Here is a 14527-nt window from a genome sequence, read left to right on the forward strand (position 1 = left end):
CTCAGTGGGCGGCGCTGCCCGTCCAGGCGGCATAGCCGTCGGGGCGGACCAGCAGTGCCGTGCGGCGGGCCGGGTCGGTCCAGGTCGCGCGTATGAGTCGTGCCGCGGAGGCGGGGGTGGCCGGCGGGAGGGCCGGCCGGCTGCCCTCGGGTGCGATCAGGACGAACTCGCCGTCGCGGAGCAGTTCGTAGAGCCTGCCCTCGCGCAGCCGGAGGTCGGGGACGCGCCTGCCGTCCCGGCCGTAGGCGATGCCGATTCCGCTGATCATTCCCATGGCCTTGGTGGAGGCGGGGCGGAGGGTGTTCAAGAGGTGGGCGGCGAGGGCGCGGGCGGCGCGCGGAAGAAGGCCGCGGGCCATGGCGAGGCGGACGAGGGCGCCGCTGCTGCGGAGCACCGCAGCGCCGACCGGGTGTCGTTCCGACTGGTAGCTGTCGAGGAGCGCCTCGGGGTCGGGGGCGTCGCCGCGCAGGACGGCCGCGAGCTTCCAGGAGAGGTTGGCGGCGTCCTGGAGGCCGGTGTTCATGCCTTGTCCTCCGGCGGGGGAGTGGACGTGGGCGGCGTCGCCGGCGAGGAAGACGCGACCGGAGCGGTAGGCGGGTGCCTGTCGTTCGTCGCTGTGGAAGCGGGAGATCCAGCGGGCGTCGTGCATGCCGTAGTCGCTGCCGAGGGCGCGGCGGGCGATGTCGCGCACCTCGTCGAGGTCGACGGGCTCGTCGTCGGCGACCTGGCGGGTGCGGTTCCAGCCCATCACGCGGTACCAGCCGTCACCGAAGGGGGCGATGAAGGCGAAGGCGTCCCCGACGCCGTTGACGGTGAGGAGCTCGTCGGGTTCCTTCGCGAGGCGGACGTCGGCGAGGACCATCGAGCGGATCACCGAGACGCCGGGGAAGGGCAGTCCGAGGGCTGTCCGCACCGCGCTCCGTACGCCGTCGGTGCCGACGAGGTAGCGGGCGCGGAGGGTGAGCGGGGTTCCGTCGGGTCCGGTGAGGCGGGCGGTCACCGCGTCGGTGTCCTGGTCGAGCGCCCGCAGCTCGGTGCCGTGACGGAACTCCACGCCTGTGGACGTCGCGCGGCGCTCCAGGAGCTTCTCGACCTCGTACTGCGGGGTGATGAGGACGTAGGGGAAGCGGGAGGGGAGCCGGCCGAGGTCGAGGGAGAGGCGGCGGAAGAGCCGCAGGCTCGTGATCGGGTTGCCCGTGGCGATCAGTTCGCCGGCGAGGCCGCGGGCGTCCAGCTGCTCCAGGGTGCGGGCGTGCACGCCGAAGGCGCGGGTCATGTTGCTGATGCCGTGCGGGCGGCGCTCCACCAGGGTGACGCGCAGTCCCGCGGCGGCGAGGTCGCCGGCGAGCAGGAGTCCGGTGGGGCCCGCGCCGACGACGAGAACGTCCGTGTCGAGGTGGTGGTTCATGGCTGCCTCCCGTGCTCGGTGGTGCCCACGTTCGTTGGCCAACGTGTGTTGGTCAACGGTTGTTGGCAACGTTAGATCCAGGTGTCGTCCGGTGTCAACGCCTGTTGGCCTACACTTGTGGGCATGACGACAGCCCGCCGCTCCGACTCCACGCGTGCCGCCATCCTCGAAGCCGCTCGGGAGCGCTTCGCTTCCGACGGTTACGAGCGCGCCACCATCCGGGCCATCGCCCGCGACGCCGGGATCGATCCGTCGATGGTGATGCGCTACTACGGCAACAAGGAGGGGCTGTTCGCGGCCGCGTCCGAGATCGATCTACGCCTCCCCGACCTCGGCGCCCTGCCCGACCGGCACATCGGGGCCGTCCTGGTCACGCACTTCCTCGACCGGTGGGACCGCGACGACGTCCTGACCGCGCTGCTGCGTGTGGGCGTCACCAACGCCGCCGGTGCCGAGCGGATGCACGCGATCTTCGCCGAGCAGCTCGGCCCCGTGGCGAGCGGCGTCTGCCCCCATCCCGCCGAAGCGCCCCGGCGCGCCGCGCTCGCCGCCTCCCAGATCCTCGGCATGGCGCTGGCCCGTTATGTGCTGCGGCTGCCGCCCGCGGTCGAGATGTCGCGCGAGGACGTCATCGCCTGGCTCGCGCCGACCGTGCAGCGCTACCTCACGGCCGAGCGGCCGTAGGGCCTGCGGACGCGGGGGCTCCCCGCGGCTCCCTGGTTCAGCGGGCCGCCGCGCCGCCGAATTCGCGCAGCGCGTCGGTGACGATCGCCTCCAGGCGGGCGTGGTGGGCGCCCCGCCAGTACACCCGCTCGCACGCCGTGCACCGCGCGAAGACGTCGTACGTCCTCTCCGTGCCGTGCTCCAGCCGCTCGCGCACCGAGTCCTTGTCGGCGTCGGTGAGCTCGCCGTTGCAGGCGGTGCAGCGGGTCCACGGCGTCAGGACGGGAGCGAACCGCTCCAGCACGTCACGGAGCTGGTCCTCCGGCCGATCGCTGTACACATAGGCGCCGGCCCACAGCTCACGGCGGCGCAGCAGCCCGCGGTCGCGGGAGAGCATCACCCGTCGCTCCCGCGCGGACAGCGCGGCCAGGGCCGGGTCGCCGATGTCCTCGCTCTCGTACGCCGCGTCGACCCCGAGCAGCCGCAGACGCCGGGCCAGCGTGCCGAGGTGGACGTCGAGCAGGAACCGGAGCGGGGCGCCCGGGACCGGCTGGGGGCGCTCGACGCCCTCCACCTCGACCGTCTCGCCCGCCGCGGGGATGTGGGAGACGTCCACCGGACGCCCGTCCACCAGCAGCCGCCCCGCCTCGGTGAGCGGTACGCCGAGCGACTCCACGACATGGCCGAGGGTCGAGGCGCCGTCGGTCACCACGGCGGTACGCCCCGAGCGGCGGTCCGCGGGGACGAAGAGCCGCAGGCCGGGGGCGAAGCTGATCTGGATCTCCGGTCCGTTCACGGGACAAGGATGTCATCGGGATCCGCCGGGCGGCCAGGGAATTCGGCGGGTCCGGCCGGGCGGCCGACCCGGCCGACCCGGCAAGACCCGGCCGACCCGGCAAGACCCGGCCGACCCGGCAAGACCCGGCCGACCCGGCCGACCCTGGGCCGACCCGGCCGACCTGACCGACCTGGCCGACCTGACCAACCCGGCCGACCCTGGGCCGACCCCGGGGGAAACACCGGGTCGGTCCAGGGAAAACCCCGAGGGTGCCGCCGATGCCCCAGGGGTACGGTCTCGGTATGAAGATCACCGACCTGGAGCCGGGCGACCCGCGCCTGGAGACCGAGCTGCTTCCCGTCCTGACCGAACTGCGGCCGCACCTGACAGCGCGCCTCCTCCGCGAGGTGTACGAGCGCGGCCACGCCCAAGGGCTGCGCTTCACCGCCGCCTACGCCGAGGACGGCACCTGCGTCGGGGCCGCCGGCTGGCGGATCATCGACAACACCAGCTCGATACGCAAGCTCTACGTCGACGACCTGGTGACGGCGGCCACCGCCCGCTCCACCGGTGTCGGGCACCGGCTCCTGGCGCATCTGGAGGAGCGGGCGCGCGAGGCCGGCTGCCTGGAGCTCAACCTCGACTCCGGCACCCACCGCACCGACGCCCACCGCTTCTACCTCCGCGAACGCCTGGACATCGTCGCCTTCCACTTCACCAAGTCGCTGGAGCGCCAGGACGGCTGAGCGTTCCCCCGACCCCCCGGCCCCCGGTGCCGGACCGTCCGGCCTCGCCGCGGGCGGTGGGCAGGCCCTCTTGTGCGGGTCGGCGAAGCGCTTCAAGGTGGCGGGAGGAGAGGGAGGTCTCCGGCCGGGGAGGGAGCAGCCGTATGCCGGACGCAGGGGCGTGGGGGTTCGTCGACGACAGGGGCGCGGCGGTCGCGGCCGCGCGGAGGCCGGAGCGCGTGGTGGCCTATGTGCGGGCCGGGGCGGCGTTGCGCGACCTGGGGGTGACGCCGGTGGCGGTGTACGGCTCCGGGCACGACGGCGGCGCGCTCGACCCGGTCAAGGCGGGGGAGCTGGCGGCGGCCGGTGTGCCGTACCTCGGGCCCGGGCGCGGTCTGGACGAGGAGGCGCTCCGGGAGCTGCGTCCGGATCTGGTCGTCGACGTGACGTACGACGGGAAGAGCCCGTACGCGCTGGACGAGGCCGTGGCCGAGCGGATCGGGGTGCCGCTGGTCGCGCTGTCCGTGGGCGGTGAGCCGACTCTGGCGGCGATCATGGGGCGCTTCGGCGAGCTGGGCGCGGCGCTGCGGCCCGCGGGCGGGGCCGCCCTCACGGAGCCCCTGTCCGGGTCCCGTGACCTGGCGTCCGCCGAGGAGGCGGTGCGGGCCGTCGTCGCCGACGGGGGCGGGGACGTGGCCGTCCTCGCGCTCTCCGGCGCAGCCTGCGACCAGGTGCATCTGGCCCGGCCGCCCGCGTGGCCCGAGCTGGCGCGGCTGGCCGAGCTGGGGGTGCGGCTGGTCGACCCCGGGCCCGGCCCGGGGGCGAACTGGCTCACGGCCGACTGGGAGCATGCCGCACGGCTCGGTCCGGACCTCGTGCTGTTCGACAGCCGTGCCAACGCCGCCCGGCCCGCCGACCTCCCGCCCGTGGGCCACGCGCGCGTGGCGTCGTGGAACCCGGAGACCCCGCCCAGCCAGGCGGCGTACGCCCGCTTCTTCCGCGACCTCGCCGACGCCCTGCGAGAGGCCCTGGGCGAAGGTCTCACCCGCTGACGCCCGTTCCGAGGCGGGAGCGCAGGGAGACGGCGAACTCCTCGGCGCGGGTGAGCTGGGCGCGCAGTTCGGCGACCCGTTCGGTGGCGGCCTGTTCGTACCGGCGTACCCGTGCGACCAGCGCGGACCGCTGCTCGGGGGAGAGTTCCCCCTCCGTGCCGGGTCGGTCCGCGCCGAGCCGGTCCATGGCCGTCAGCAGCTCACGGGTCTCGTCGAGGGTGAAGCCGAGGGGGGTCATCCGGCGGATCACGAGAAGCCGGTCCACGTCGGCGTCGGTGTAGAGCGGGAAACCGCCCTGTGAGGAGGCGGAAGGAACCACAAGGCCGCTGTCCTCGTACTGGCGGATGGACCGCAGGGACAGTTCGGTCCGTGCGGCGACCTCCCCGATCTGCATCGGCTCACCCACCGTGCGCACACTGCTCACGTCGTCCGTCCTTCCTCGCGCGGCGGCGCCGGAGAGGCGCGATACCGCGCAACGCGTGCCGTTTGTCCTCACTTCAGCACTTATGGGAAGGGGAAGTGCGGCGAAACGCCTGCGGTCGCGGCCGGGTGATCAGGGCCAGACCAGGCAGTAGGGCTGGTGCCCCGCCTCGTGCAGACGCACCGAGAAGTCCTGCCACTCGTGCAGCAGCTGGTAGACGTTGAAGGCGTCCCGGGGGCCGCCGCGGTCGGGGACGGTGGACCAGATGAAGGCCGCCGCGCCGACCGATTCCTCGCCGATGCCGCGCAGCGGGTCCACCACGGTCATGGGGAGCCTCACCACGGCGTAGTCGGGGTGGAGGACGACCAGTTCCAGCGGGGGCACCTTGTGCAGGGGCATGCCCTGGATGCCGGTGAGCACCATGGCCGCTATGGTCTCCGGCTTGATCTTGGTGAACATGCCGCCCATGCCGAGCTCGTCGCCGCCCAGCTCCTCCGGGCGCATCGAGATCGGGACGCGGGCCGCCGTGGCGCCGTCGGGTGCGCCGAAGTACTTGTACGTCACCCCCAACCGGCTACTCCCGCTCCCTGACATGGGGCCCGTGGATCCCGTGGATCCCGTCGGCCCGGTGGACCCCGTCGGTCCCGCGGAACCCTTCGGTCCTACGGGTCCCGTGGGTTCTTCCGCCCTCCGTCGCCGGTGCCTCCCCCGCCGGGCAGGCTCCGGACCCAGGTCGTCCGTCCCCTCACCCAGTCCGCCACCGCGATGCATATCTCCACCCGACTGCTTTTTTAGGCAGCACGACCCCCGCCGCGCAACCCGATCATCGTGTCAGTGACCTCCCCCACGCTCTCGCGGTGAAACACCTGTCCGCAAGAACGTCCGACGCTCTGACACCATGGATTCCGTGAGCCATCCCTATGACGCCCCAGTTTCGCAGACCCGGAGGACCGACGCCCCGGCGTAATGCACAGGGAGCCCACGCCGTCCCTCCGTACTCGCAGCCTTACTCGCAGGTCAGGACCACAGTGCCGTATTCATACGAAGCCCCAGTCTCACAGACGCTTTTCGACCGCGCGTCCCTCGTGACGCCCGGCGGCGTGAACTCACCGGTGCGCGCCTTCCGGGCCGTGGGCGGTACGCCCCGGTTCATGGTGTCCGGTACCGGCCCGTACCTCACCGACGCGGACGGTCGCGAGTATGTCGACCTCGTCTGCTCGTGGGGGCCGATGATCCTCGGCCACTCCCACCCCGAGGTGATCGCCGCGGTCCAGGCCGCCGTCGCCCGCGGCACCTCCTTCGGTACGCCGGGGGAGGGCGAGGTCGCGCTCGCCGAGGAGATCGTGGCCCGGATCGAGCCGGTCGAGCAGGTCCGCCTCGTCTCCTCCGGCACCGAGGCCACGATGTCGGCGATCCGGCTCGCCCGCGGCTTCACCGGCCGGGCGAAGGTCGTCAAGTTCGCCGGCTGCTACCACGGGCACGTGGACGCGCTGCTCGCCGCCGCCGGCTCGGGCGTGGCCACCTTCGGCCTGCCCGACACGCCCGGCGTGACCGGTGCGCAGGCGGGGGACACCATCGTCCTGCCGTACAACGACCTGGAGGCGGTCCGGGCCGCGTTCGCCGCGCACCCGGGCGAGATCGCCTGTGTGATCACCGAGGCGTCGCCGGGCAACATGGGCGTCGTCCCGCCGGCCGAGGGGTTCAACGCCGGGTTGAAGCGGCTGTGCTCCGACAACGGCGCGCTGTACATCTCCGACGAGGTGATGACCGGTTTCCGTACCTCCCGGGCCGGCTGGTACGGCGTCGACGGCGTCGCGCCCGACCTGATGACCTTCGGCAAGGTCATGGGCGGCGGCTTCCCGGCCGCGGCCTTCGGCGGCCGCGCCGACGTCATGGGCCACCTCGCCCCGGCGGGCCCGGTCTACCAGGCCGGCACGCTCTCCGGTAACCCGATCGCGACCGCCGCCGGGCTCGCGCAGCTGCGGCTGCTCGACGAGGCCGCGTACGACAAGGTCGACGCGGTCTCGAAGGAGATCCAGGACCTGGTCACCGCCGCCCTCACCAAGGAGGGTGTCGCCCACCGGCTGCAGACGGCGTCGAACATGTTCTCCGTCTTCTTCACGGCGGACGAGGTGCGGAACTACGACGACGCGAAGACGCAGGAGGCGTTCCGCTTCAACGCCTTCTTCCACTCGATGCTGGCCGACGGCGTCTATCTGCCGCCCTCCGCCTTCGAGTCCTGGTTCGTCTCCACGGCCCACGACGAGCGCGCGGTCGAGCGGATCGCCGCCGCGCTGCCCGGCGCCGCCCGTGCCGCGGCGGAGGCCACGGCATGAGCACCGCGCAGAGCGACGACATCACCGTCGTCCACCTGGTGCGGCACGGCGAGGTCCACAACCCCGACGGGATCCTCTACGGCCGCCGTTCCGGATACCACCTCTCCGAGCTGGGCCGGCGGATGGCCGACCGGGTCGCCGAGCACCTGGCCGGCCGTGACGTCACGTACGTCGTCGCCTCGCCGCTGGAGCGCGCCCAGGAGACGGCGCAGCCGGTCGCCAAGAGCCACGGCCTGGATCTGGCCACGGACGACCGGCTCGTCGAGGCCGGCAACGTCTTCGAGGGCAAGACCTTCGGCGTCGGCGACGGCGCGCTGCGCAGGCCCGGCAACTGGCGGCATCTGACCAACCCGTTCAAGCCGTCCTGGGGCGAGCCGTACATCGAGCAGGTCGTACGGATGATGGGCGCGCTGGACGCGGCGAAGGACGCGGCACGCGGCCACGAGGCGGTCTGCGTCAGCCACCAGCTGCCGATCTGGATCGTGCGCAGCTTCGTGGAGAAGCGGAAGCTGTGGCACGACCCGCGGCGCCGGCAGTGCACGCTGGCCTCGCTGACCTCGTTCACGTACCACGGCGACAAGATCGTGTCGGTCGGGTACAGCGAGCCGGCCCGGGATCTCGTACCGCCGCATCTGCTCGCGGGGGCGAAGCCGGTGAAGGGGAAGTCGAAGGCTTTCGGCGCGTAGGCGAGGCCTGTGCGGAAACCGCGCGGCGCCCAGGTGAAGCGCGGACCGGAAACCGCGCGGCGCCCAGGTGGAGCGCGTAGCGGAAACCGCGCCGGCTCCGCGCGTTCGTACGGCAGTTCAACGGGTACACCCCTCAGGGCGATCGGATGACGGCATGTCATCTGGTCGCCCTGAAATTCTTGTGCTATTTCCCGGAACCTCCGCGTTCCTCCCGGCATCTCATTCATTGTCGGTTTGGATGACCTTTCGGTCAGACATGAGCGCGAATGGGGATGTCATGCGCGAGTTGAGGCGGATCAGCCGAAGGGGACTTCTGGGAGCGGGTGCGGGAGTCGGCGCGGCGGCGGCGATGGGGATCGCCGGATGCAGCACCGAGGACCAGGGCGGGAAGGGAGGTTCCGGGCCCGGCAAGGGAGGTGACGTCCCGGGCGCTCCGAGCACCTCCGCTCCGGCCCCGGACGACGTCAAGCCGATCGGGGACGGCTCCACCGCCGACACAGGCAAGCAGCCGCACCAGCCCGACGCCCCCGTGCCCCTCGAACCCGGCCAGACCCCGCCGCAGTTCGTGATCTTCTCCTGGGACGGGGCGGGCGAGGTCGGCAACGGACTCTTCCCGCGCTTCCTCGAACTCGCGAAGAACCACGACGCCGCGATGACCTTCTTCCTCTCCGGGATCTACCTCCTGCCCGAGTCGAAGAAGCACCTCTACCGCCCGCCGAACAACCGCGTCGGCGCCTCCGACATCGGCTACCTCACCGACGACCACATCAAGGACACCCTCAAGAACCTCCGTCAGGCCTGGCTCGACGGGCACGAGATCGGCACCCACTTCAACGGCCACTTCTGCGGCGGTTCCGGCTCCGTCGGCAACTGGACCCCCGCCCAGTGGCAGAGCGAGATCGACCAGGCGGTGAAGTTCGTCACCGAGTGGAAGACCAACAGCGGCTGGACCGACCTCGACCCGCTGCCCTTCGACTACACCAAGGAACTCGTCGGCGGCCGCACCCCCTGCCTCCTCGGCCAGGACAACCTCCTGCCCACGGCGCGGCGCCTCGGCTGGCGCTACGACGCCAGCTCACCCGGCGGCCGCCAGACGTGGCCGGTCAAGCGCGGCGGCGTCTGGGACCTCCCGCTGCAGGCCGTGCCGTTCCCCGGCCGCTCCTTCGAGGTCCTGTCCATGGACTACAACATGCTGGCCAACCAGTCGAAGAACACCACCAAGGGCATGCCCTCGCGCTACCCCGGCTGGCGCGAACAAGCCGCCGGCGCCTATCTCGCCGGATTCCGCCGCGCGTACGAGTCCAATCGCGCGCCCTTCTTCATCGGCAACCACTTCGAGCAGTGGAACGGCGGCATCTACATGGACGCCGTCGAGGAGGCGCTCAAGGGCATGGCGGGCAAGAAGGACGTCAGGCTGGTCTCCTTCCGGCAGTTCGTCGACTGGCTGGACGTGCAGGACCCCAAGATCCTCGCCAAGCTCCGTACGCTGGAGGTCGGACAGGCCCCGACGGGCGGCTGGAGCCATTTCCTCAGGACGGTCTGAGCTCCTCGACCCCGCTTGAGCGCCCAGGCGCGCCCCATGCGTGTTTGCGTGGCAATGCGCATTTAGCCGATCTTGACAAGGGGCTTTACGGGCACGTAGGGGGGTGCCCAAGATCTCCCAAACGTCCATGCGAAACTTTTCACATGAGCCTTAGCCGTGCCCCACGACGCACCCTGCTCGCCGTCGGAACGCTGTCGGCCGCCCTCGCTCTGTCGGCCTGCGGCTCGGACACCAACGGCAAGTCCGGGGGTGGCGGCGGGACGAACTTCGTGACCAACACGGGCGGTGTCTCCACCGTCGCCAAGGGCGATCGCGTGGCGGCCAACAAGATCGCCGGTGAGACGCTGGAAGGCGAGCGGCTCGATGTCGCCGACTTCAAGGGCAAGGTCGTCGTCCTCAACCTGTGGGGTTCCTGGTGCGGCCCGTGCCGGGCCGAGGCGCCGCATTTCGCCAAGGTCGCCAAGGACCTCCAGCCCAAGGGCGTGGAGTTCGTCGGCCTCAACACGCGGGACTTCGAGAAGGACAAGCCGCTCGCCTTCGAGGCCGACTACGGCATTCCCTATCCGAGCCTCTACGACCCGGCCGGAAAGATCATTCTCAACGGATTCCCCAAGGGGTCCCTCGTCCCGCAGGGCATTCCGACCACGATCGTCCTCGACAAGGACGGAAAGATCGCCGCGCGTTCCCTGATGGCCCTGGACGACAAGAAGCTCCGCTCGATGATCGAGCCGCTTCTCGCGGAGAAGTGATCCGGTGAACGAGACGGTCTTCAGCGGAGCCCTTCTGCTGGCTCTGCCCATCGCGGTGCTCGGCGGCCTGGTCTCCTTCTTCTCGCCGTGCGTCCTGCCGCTCGTCCCGGGCTACCTCAGCTACGTGACCGGGGTCACCGGAACCGACCTGGCCGAGGCCAGGCGCGGCCGGATGGCCGCCGGGGCCGCGCTCTTCGTCCTCGGCTTCTCCGCCGTCTTCGTCTCCGGCGGCGCCCTCTTCGGCTACTTCGGCTGGACCCTCCAGGAACACCGCGAGACGCTCACCACCGTCCTCGGCATCCTGATGATCGCCATGGGCGTCTTCTTCCTCGGCCTGATGCCCTGGTTCACCCAGCGCGAGTTCCGCTTCCACAGGAAGCCCGTCGCCGGGCTCGTCGGCGCGCCGCTGCTCGGCGCGCTCTTCGGCATCGGCTGGACCCCGTGCATCGGCCCGACCCTCGCCTCCGTCCAGGCGCTCGCCGCGCAGGAGGCCAGCGCCGGCCGCGGAGCCCTGCTGACCGTCGCGTACTGTCTCGGGCTCGGCGTCCCCTTCATCCTCGCCGCGGTCGCCTTCCGCAAGGCCCTCGGCGCGTTCGCGTGGGTCAAGAAGCACTACGCGTGGGTCATGCGGATCGGCGGCGGCATGATGATCGTGACCGGGCTGCTGCTCCTCACCGGCGCGTGGGACAGCATGGTGGCCGAAATGCAGGACTGGTCCAGCGGCTTCACGGTGGGGATCTGACAGTTCCATGAGCAAGACCGAAACGACAGAGCAGACAGAGCCGACAGAGCAGCACGACGGCCTCGGCGAGGCCGGGGCCCAGCTCTCCACCGCCCCCAGGGAAGAGACCGCCATCGGCGGCCCGACCCTCTCGGTCGTCGGCTGGATCCGCTGGTTCTGGCGGCAGCTGACCTCCATGCGGGTCGCGCTGATCCTCCTCTTCCTGCTCTCCCTCGGCGCCGTCCCCGGCTCCCTCATCCCGCAGACCAGCGCGGACGAGCTGAAGGTGCGGACCTTCAAGGAAGCGCACGAGACCCTCGCGCCGATCTACGAGAAGCTCCAGCTCTTCGACGTCTACGGCTCGGTGTGGTTCTCCGCGATCTACATCCTGCTGTTCGTCTCCCTCATCGGCTGCATCGTGCCGCGCACCTGGCAGTTCGTCGGCCAGCTCCGCGGCCGCCCGCCGGGCGCCCCCAAGCGCCTGAACCGGCTGCCCGCGTACGCGACCTGGCGCACCGAGGCCGAGCCCGAGCGGGTCCGCGAGGCCGCGCTCGCCCTGCTCAAGGGAGGCCGGTTCCGCGCGCACACCGTCAAGGACGCCGTCGCCGCCGAGAAGGGCTATCTGCGCGAGGCCGGAAACCTCCTCTTCCACATCGCGCTGATCGTGATGCTGGTGGCGTTCGCGACCGGCCAGCTCTTCAAGTCCGAGGGCGGCAAGCTGATCATCGAGGGAGACGGGTTCTCCAACACCCTCACCCAGTACGACGACTTCAAGTCCGGCTCCCTCTACAGCGTCGAGGACCTCGCGCCGTTCAGCTTCACGCTGGACGGCTTCACCGGTACGTACGAGCAGAGCGGCCCGCAGCGCGGCACCCCCCGGACCTTCGAGGCGGCCGTCACGTACGCGGAGGGGACCGGCCCCGACAGGAAGGCGGTCATCCGCGTCAACGAGCCGCTGGTCGTCGGCGGCTCCAAGGTCTACCTGATCGCCCACGGGTACGCGCCCGTCGTCACCGTCAGGGACGGCCGCGGCAAGGTCGTCCACCGGGGCGCCGTCCCCCTGCTGCCCTTCGACAACAACCTCACCTCCACCGGCGCGATCAAGGTGATGGACGGCTACCGCGACAAGAACGGCAAGAAGGAGCAGCTGGGCTTCCAGGCCTTCTTCGTGCCGACCTTCGCGGGCGCCGGCAAGGGCGACATGTTCTCGCAGTTCCCGGCGCTCGACTTCCCCGTCATGGCGCTCACCGGCTACCACGGCGATCTGCGCGTGGACTCCGGACTGCCGCAGAACGTGTACCAGCTCAACACCTCCAAGATGACCCAGTTCAAGGTCGAGGGAGGCACCGGCAGCGCCAATCGGCTGCTGCCCGGCGAGACCATGACGCTGCCCGACGGCGCCGGCTCGATCACCTTCGAGAAGGAGATCAAGGAGTGGGCGAGCTTCCAGATCTCGCAGCAGCCCGGCAACGGCCTCGCCCTCGCCGGTGCGATCGCGGCCATCGCCGGTCTGACCGGCTCGCTGTTCATCCAGCGGCGCCGGGTCTGGGTCCGGGCCGTACGCGGGGACGACGGCGTCACCGTCGTCGAGATGGCGGGCCTCGGTCGCAGCGAGTCCGCCAGGCTGCCCGAGGAGCTGGCCGACCTCGCGGCCACCCTGCACGCACAGGCGCCGACCGCGCCGACCCCGCCGCCCACGCCGGAGAACCCGGACGATCCCGCAGAAGATCCTGCCGAAGCAGAAGCAGAAGGGTCTGAGACCAAGTGATCCTCGCCGCCGAGACCAACGAGAGCCTGGCGCAGATGAGCAACACGCTCATCTACTCCTCGATGGCCGTCTACACACTGGCCTTCCTGGCCCATATCGCCGAGTGGGTGTTCGGCAGCCGCAGCAAGGTCGGCCGTACGGCCGCCGCACTGACACCGACCACGGACACGGCCGCCCCCGCCGTCACCGTCCAGGCGAACCAGGCGCATCAGGCGGGAGGCACCGCCGTCATCGACCGTCCGAAGGTCGTCACCCGGTCCGCCGCCGGGACCCGCGACGTACCCGACGGCCCCGGCGCGGCCGGCGGCACGGTCAAGGGCGATCTGTACGGCCGTATCGCCATCTCGCTCACCACGCTCGGGTTCCTCGTCGAGGCGGCCGGCGTGATCGCCCGTGCGATCGCCGTGCAGCGCGCCCCCTGGGGCAACATGTACGAGTTCTCCACCACCTTCTCCACCGTGGCGGTCGGCGTCTACCTCGCCTTCCTCCTCGCGAAGAAGAACGTGCGCTGGATCGGGCTGCCGCTGGTGACGACCGTCCTGCTGGACCTGGGCGTCGCCACGACCGTCCTGTACACCGAGAGCGACCAGCTCGTACCGGCGCTGGACTCGTACTGGATGTGGATCCACGTCTCGACCGCGATCTTCTGCGGCTCGGTGCTCTACCTGGGGGCCGTCGGCACCCTGCTCTACCTCTTCCGCGACTCCTACGAGAACAAGATCGCGAACGGCGGGAAGCCGGGCGCCTTCGCCCGCTCGGTCCTTGAGCGGCTGCCCTCGGCGGCGACGCTGGACAAGTTCGCGTACCGCGTCAACGCGGCGACGTTCCCGCTGTGGACGTTCACGATCATCGCGGGCGCGATCTGGGCCGGCGACGCCTGGGGCCGCTACTGGGGCTGGGACGCCAAGGAGGTCTGGGCGTTCATCACCTGGGTCGGCTACGCCGCGTACCTGCACGCGCGCGCGACGGCGGGCTGGAAGGGCCGCAAGGCCGCGTACATCGCGCTCATCGCGTTCGGCTGCTTCCTCTTCAACTACTACGGCGTCAACATCTTCGTGAGCAGCAAGCACTCCTACGCGGGCGTCTGAGCCCTGCCCCGCTAGCGGTCGCCGGGCCCCGGCGCGACGCTGGAGGTATGAGCGAGATACCTCGGGGCAGGTGCGAGACCCATGACGGCGACACGCATCTCCTGCGGTTCGTGGTGGAGCTGCCGCACCCGATGGTGCGGGTCTGGGCGGCCGTCGCCACGCCGGAGGGCCTGCCGCGGTGGCTCTGCGCGGCCGATCCGCTGGAGCCGCGGCTGGGCGGCCGGGTGACCCTGCGGTGCCCGGACGGCGAGACGGTGGTCTCGGGGCGGGTGACGGCGTGGGACCCGGAGTTCGTGGCGGAGTACACCGTCGAGCCGCCGTACGGGCGAATCCGGTTCCATCTGGAGCCCGGCGGGGACGGCGGCGCGGGGACGGTGCTGCGGTTCACCAACGAGGTGCGGGGGACGTGGGAGCTCAAGCTGGACCGCTTGGCGGCGTGGCACGACTCCTTCGAACGGCTGGTGGAGGCGCTGGAGGGCCGGCCCACCGACGGGGCCGCCTGGTCGCCTGAGCGCCGGCAGCACCTGCGGGAGCTGTACGCGCGGGACGAGGCGCCCTGGCCGAAGTGGGTGCCGTAGGGGCCGCGGCG

The 14527-nt window shown here is 71.3% G+C and carries 15 protein-coding genes; 11 read left to right on the forward strand and 4 right to left on the reverse strand.

Annotation, left to right across the window (positions count from 1 at the left end):
* Position 1: 1 nt before the first annotated feature.
* On the reverse strand, positions 2 to 1408 hold the full coding sequence (locus tag ACWDX6_RS14110) for an FAD-dependent monooxygenase (protein ID WP_451485200.1): 1407 nt from the start codon (positions 1406 to 1408) through the stop codon (positions 2 to 4).
* A gap of 123 nt (positions 1409 to 1531) precedes the next feature.
* Between ACWDX6_RS14110 and ACWDX6_RS14115 the strand changes: the two genes are divergently transcribed.
* On the forward strand, positions 1532 to 2092 hold the full coding sequence (locus ACWDX6_RS14115; protein WP_451485201.1) for a TetR/AcrR family transcriptional regulator: 561 nt from the start codon (positions 1532 to 1534) through the stop codon (positions 2090 to 2092).
* Positions 2093 to 2129: 37 nt separating this feature from the next.
* On the opposite strand, the gene ACWDX6_RS14120 is transcribed toward ACWDX6_RS14115, so the two are convergent.
* A complete protein-coding gene (locus ACWDX6_RS14120) occupies positions 2130 to 2867 on the reverse strand; it encodes a Mut7-C RNAse domain-containing protein (protein WP_451485202.1) in 738 nt (245 codons plus the stop codon).
* Between the two features lie 284 nt (positions 2868 to 3151).
* On the opposite strand from ACWDX6_RS14120, the gene ACWDX6_RS14125 reads away from it, so the two are divergent.
* Positions 3152 to 3595 (forward strand): GNAT family N-acetyltransferase, encoded by a 444-nt coding sequence (locus tag ACWDX6_RS14125; protein ID WP_451485203.1) that lies wholly within the window; start codon positions 3152 to 3154, stop codon positions 3593 to 3595.
* Between the two features lie 143 nt (positions 3596 to 3738).
* Positions 3739 to 4626, forward strand: a complete 888-nt coding sequence (locus ACWDX6_RS14130; protein WP_451485204.1) for an ABC transporter substrate-binding protein — start codon at positions 3739 to 3741, stop codon at positions 4624 to 4626.
* Here the strand turns inward: ACWDX6_RS14130 and ACWDX6_RS14135 are convergent.
* Both ACWDX6_RS14135 and ACWDX6_RS14140 read right to left on the reverse strand, forming a co-directional pair.
* The gene (locus ACWDX6_RS14135) at positions 4616 to 5020 is read right to left on the reverse strand and encodes a MerR family transcriptional regulator (RefSeq protein ID WP_451485286.1); all 405 of its coding nucleotides are present in this window, start codon (positions 5018 to 5020) and stop codon (positions 4616 to 4618) included. The genes ACWDX6_RS14130 and ACWDX6_RS14135 overlap by 11 nt on opposite strands.
* 159 nt (positions 5021 to 5179) lie before the next feature.
* Positions 5180 to 5818 (reverse strand): hypothetical protein, encoded by a 639-nt coding sequence (locus tag ACWDX6_RS14140; protein WP_451485205.1) that lies wholly within the window; start codon positions 5816 to 5818, stop codon positions 5180 to 5182.
* 257 nt (positions 5819 to 6075) lie between these two features.
* Here ACWDX6_RS14140 and hemL point away from each other — a divergent pair, with 257 nt between their 5' ends.
* The 8 genes from hemL to ACWDX6_RS14180 all read left to right on the forward strand — a co-directional run bounded on the left by hemL (position 6076) and on the right by ACWDX6_RS14180 (position 14516).
* On the forward strand, positions 6076 to 7383 hold the full coding sequence (hemL, locus tag ACWDX6_RS14145; protein WP_451485206.1) for a glutamate-1-semialdehyde 2,1-aminomutase: 1308 nt from the start codon (positions 6076 to 6078) through the stop codon (positions 7381 to 7383).
* Positions 7380 to 8069: a histidine phosphatase family protein gene (locus tag ACWDX6_RS14150; RefSeq protein WP_451485207.1), complete on the forward strand. Its 690-nt coding sequence runs from the start codon at positions 7380 to 7382 to the stop codon at positions 8067 to 8069. Before hemL ends, ACWDX6_RS14150 begins: the two co-directional genes overlap by 4 nt.
* Positions 8070 to 8355: 286 nt before the next feature.
* On the forward strand, positions 8356 to 9612 hold the full coding sequence (locus tag ACWDX6_RS14155) for a hypothetical protein (RefSeq protein WP_451485287.1): 1257 nt from the start codon (positions 8356 to 8358) through the stop codon (positions 9610 to 9612).
* A gap of 143 nt (positions 9613 to 9755) precedes the next feature.
* Positions 9756 to 10361, forward strand: coding sequence for a TlpA family protein disulfide reductase (locus tag ACWDX6_RS14160; RefSeq protein WP_451485208.1), 606 nt, complete (start codon positions 9756 to 9758; stop codon positions 10359 to 10361).
* 4 nt (positions 10362 to 10365) lie between these two features.
* Positions 10366 to 11103, forward strand: coding sequence for a cytochrome c biogenesis CcdA family protein (locus ACWDX6_RS14165; RefSeq protein ID WP_403293040.1), 738 nt, complete (start codon positions 10366 to 10368; stop codon positions 11101 to 11103).
* 7 nt (positions 11104 to 11110) lie between these two features.
* Positions 11111 to 12850 (forward strand): cytochrome c biogenesis protein ResB, encoded by a 1740-nt coding sequence (gene resB / locus ACWDX6_RS14170; RefSeq protein ID WP_451485209.1) that lies wholly within the window; start codon positions 11111 to 11113, stop codon positions 12848 to 12850.
* Positions 12847 to 13938, forward strand: a complete 1092-nt coding sequence (gene ccsB / locus ACWDX6_RS14175; protein WP_451485210.1) for a c-type cytochrome biogenesis protein CcsB — start codon at positions 12847 to 12849, stop codon at positions 13936 to 13938. Before resB ends, ccsB begins: the two co-directional genes overlap by 4 nt.
* Before the next feature lie 47 nt (positions 13939 to 13985).
* Positions 13986 to 14516: an SRPBCC domain-containing protein gene (locus ACWDX6_RS14180; protein ID WP_451485211.1), complete on the forward strand. Its 531-nt coding sequence runs from the start codon at positions 13986 to 13988 to the stop codon at positions 14514 to 14516.
* Positions 14517 to 14527 lie beyond the last annotated feature (11 nt).

It is taken from the genome of Streptomyces sp. NPDC003027 (genome assembly GCF_053591435.1).

Excerpts from the sequence above, each read along its gene's own strand:
- ACWDX6_RS14135 (WP_451485286.1), bottom strand. The coding sequence starts at position 5,020 with ATGCAGATCGGGGAGGTCGCCGCACGGACCGAACTGTCCCTGCGGTCC.
- ACWDX6_RS14150 (WP_451485207.1), top strand. The coding sequence starts at position 7,380 with ATGAGCACCGCGCAGAGCGACGACATCACCGTCGTCCACCTGGTGCGG.
- ACWDX6_RS14140 (WP_451485205.1), bottom strand. The coding sequence starts at position 5,818 with ATGCATCGCGGTGGCGGACTGGGTGAGGGGACGGACGACCTGGGTCCG.
- ACWDX6_RS14115 (WP_451485201.1), top strand. The coding sequence starts at position 1,532 with ATGACGACAGCCCGCCGCTCCGACTCCACGCGTGCCGCCATCCTCGAA.
- ACWDX6_RS14160 (WP_451485208.1), top strand. The coding sequence starts at position 9,756 with ATGAGCCTTAGCCGTGCCCCACGACGCACCCTGCTCGCCGTCGGAACG.
- ACWDX6_RS14180 (WP_451485211.1), top strand. The coding sequence starts at position 13,986 with ATGAGCGAGATACCTCGGGGCAGGTGCGAGACCCATGACGGCGACACG.
- resB (WP_451485209.1), top strand. The coding sequence starts at position 11,111 with ATGAGCAAGACCGAAACGACAGAGCAGACAGAGCCGACAGAGCAGCAC.
- ACWDX6_RS14125 (WP_451485203.1), top strand. The coding sequence starts at position 3,152 with ATGAAGATCACCGACCTGGAGCCGGGCGACCCGCGCCTGGAGACCGAG.
- ACWDX6_RS14110 (WP_451485200.1), bottom strand. The coding sequence starts at position 1,408 with ATGAACCACCACCTCGACACGGACGTTCTCGTCGTCGGCGCGGGCCCC.
- ACWDX6_RS14130 (WP_451485204.1), top strand. The coding sequence starts at position 3,739 with ATGCCGGACGCAGGGGCGTGGGGGTTCGTCGACGACAGGGGCGCGGCG.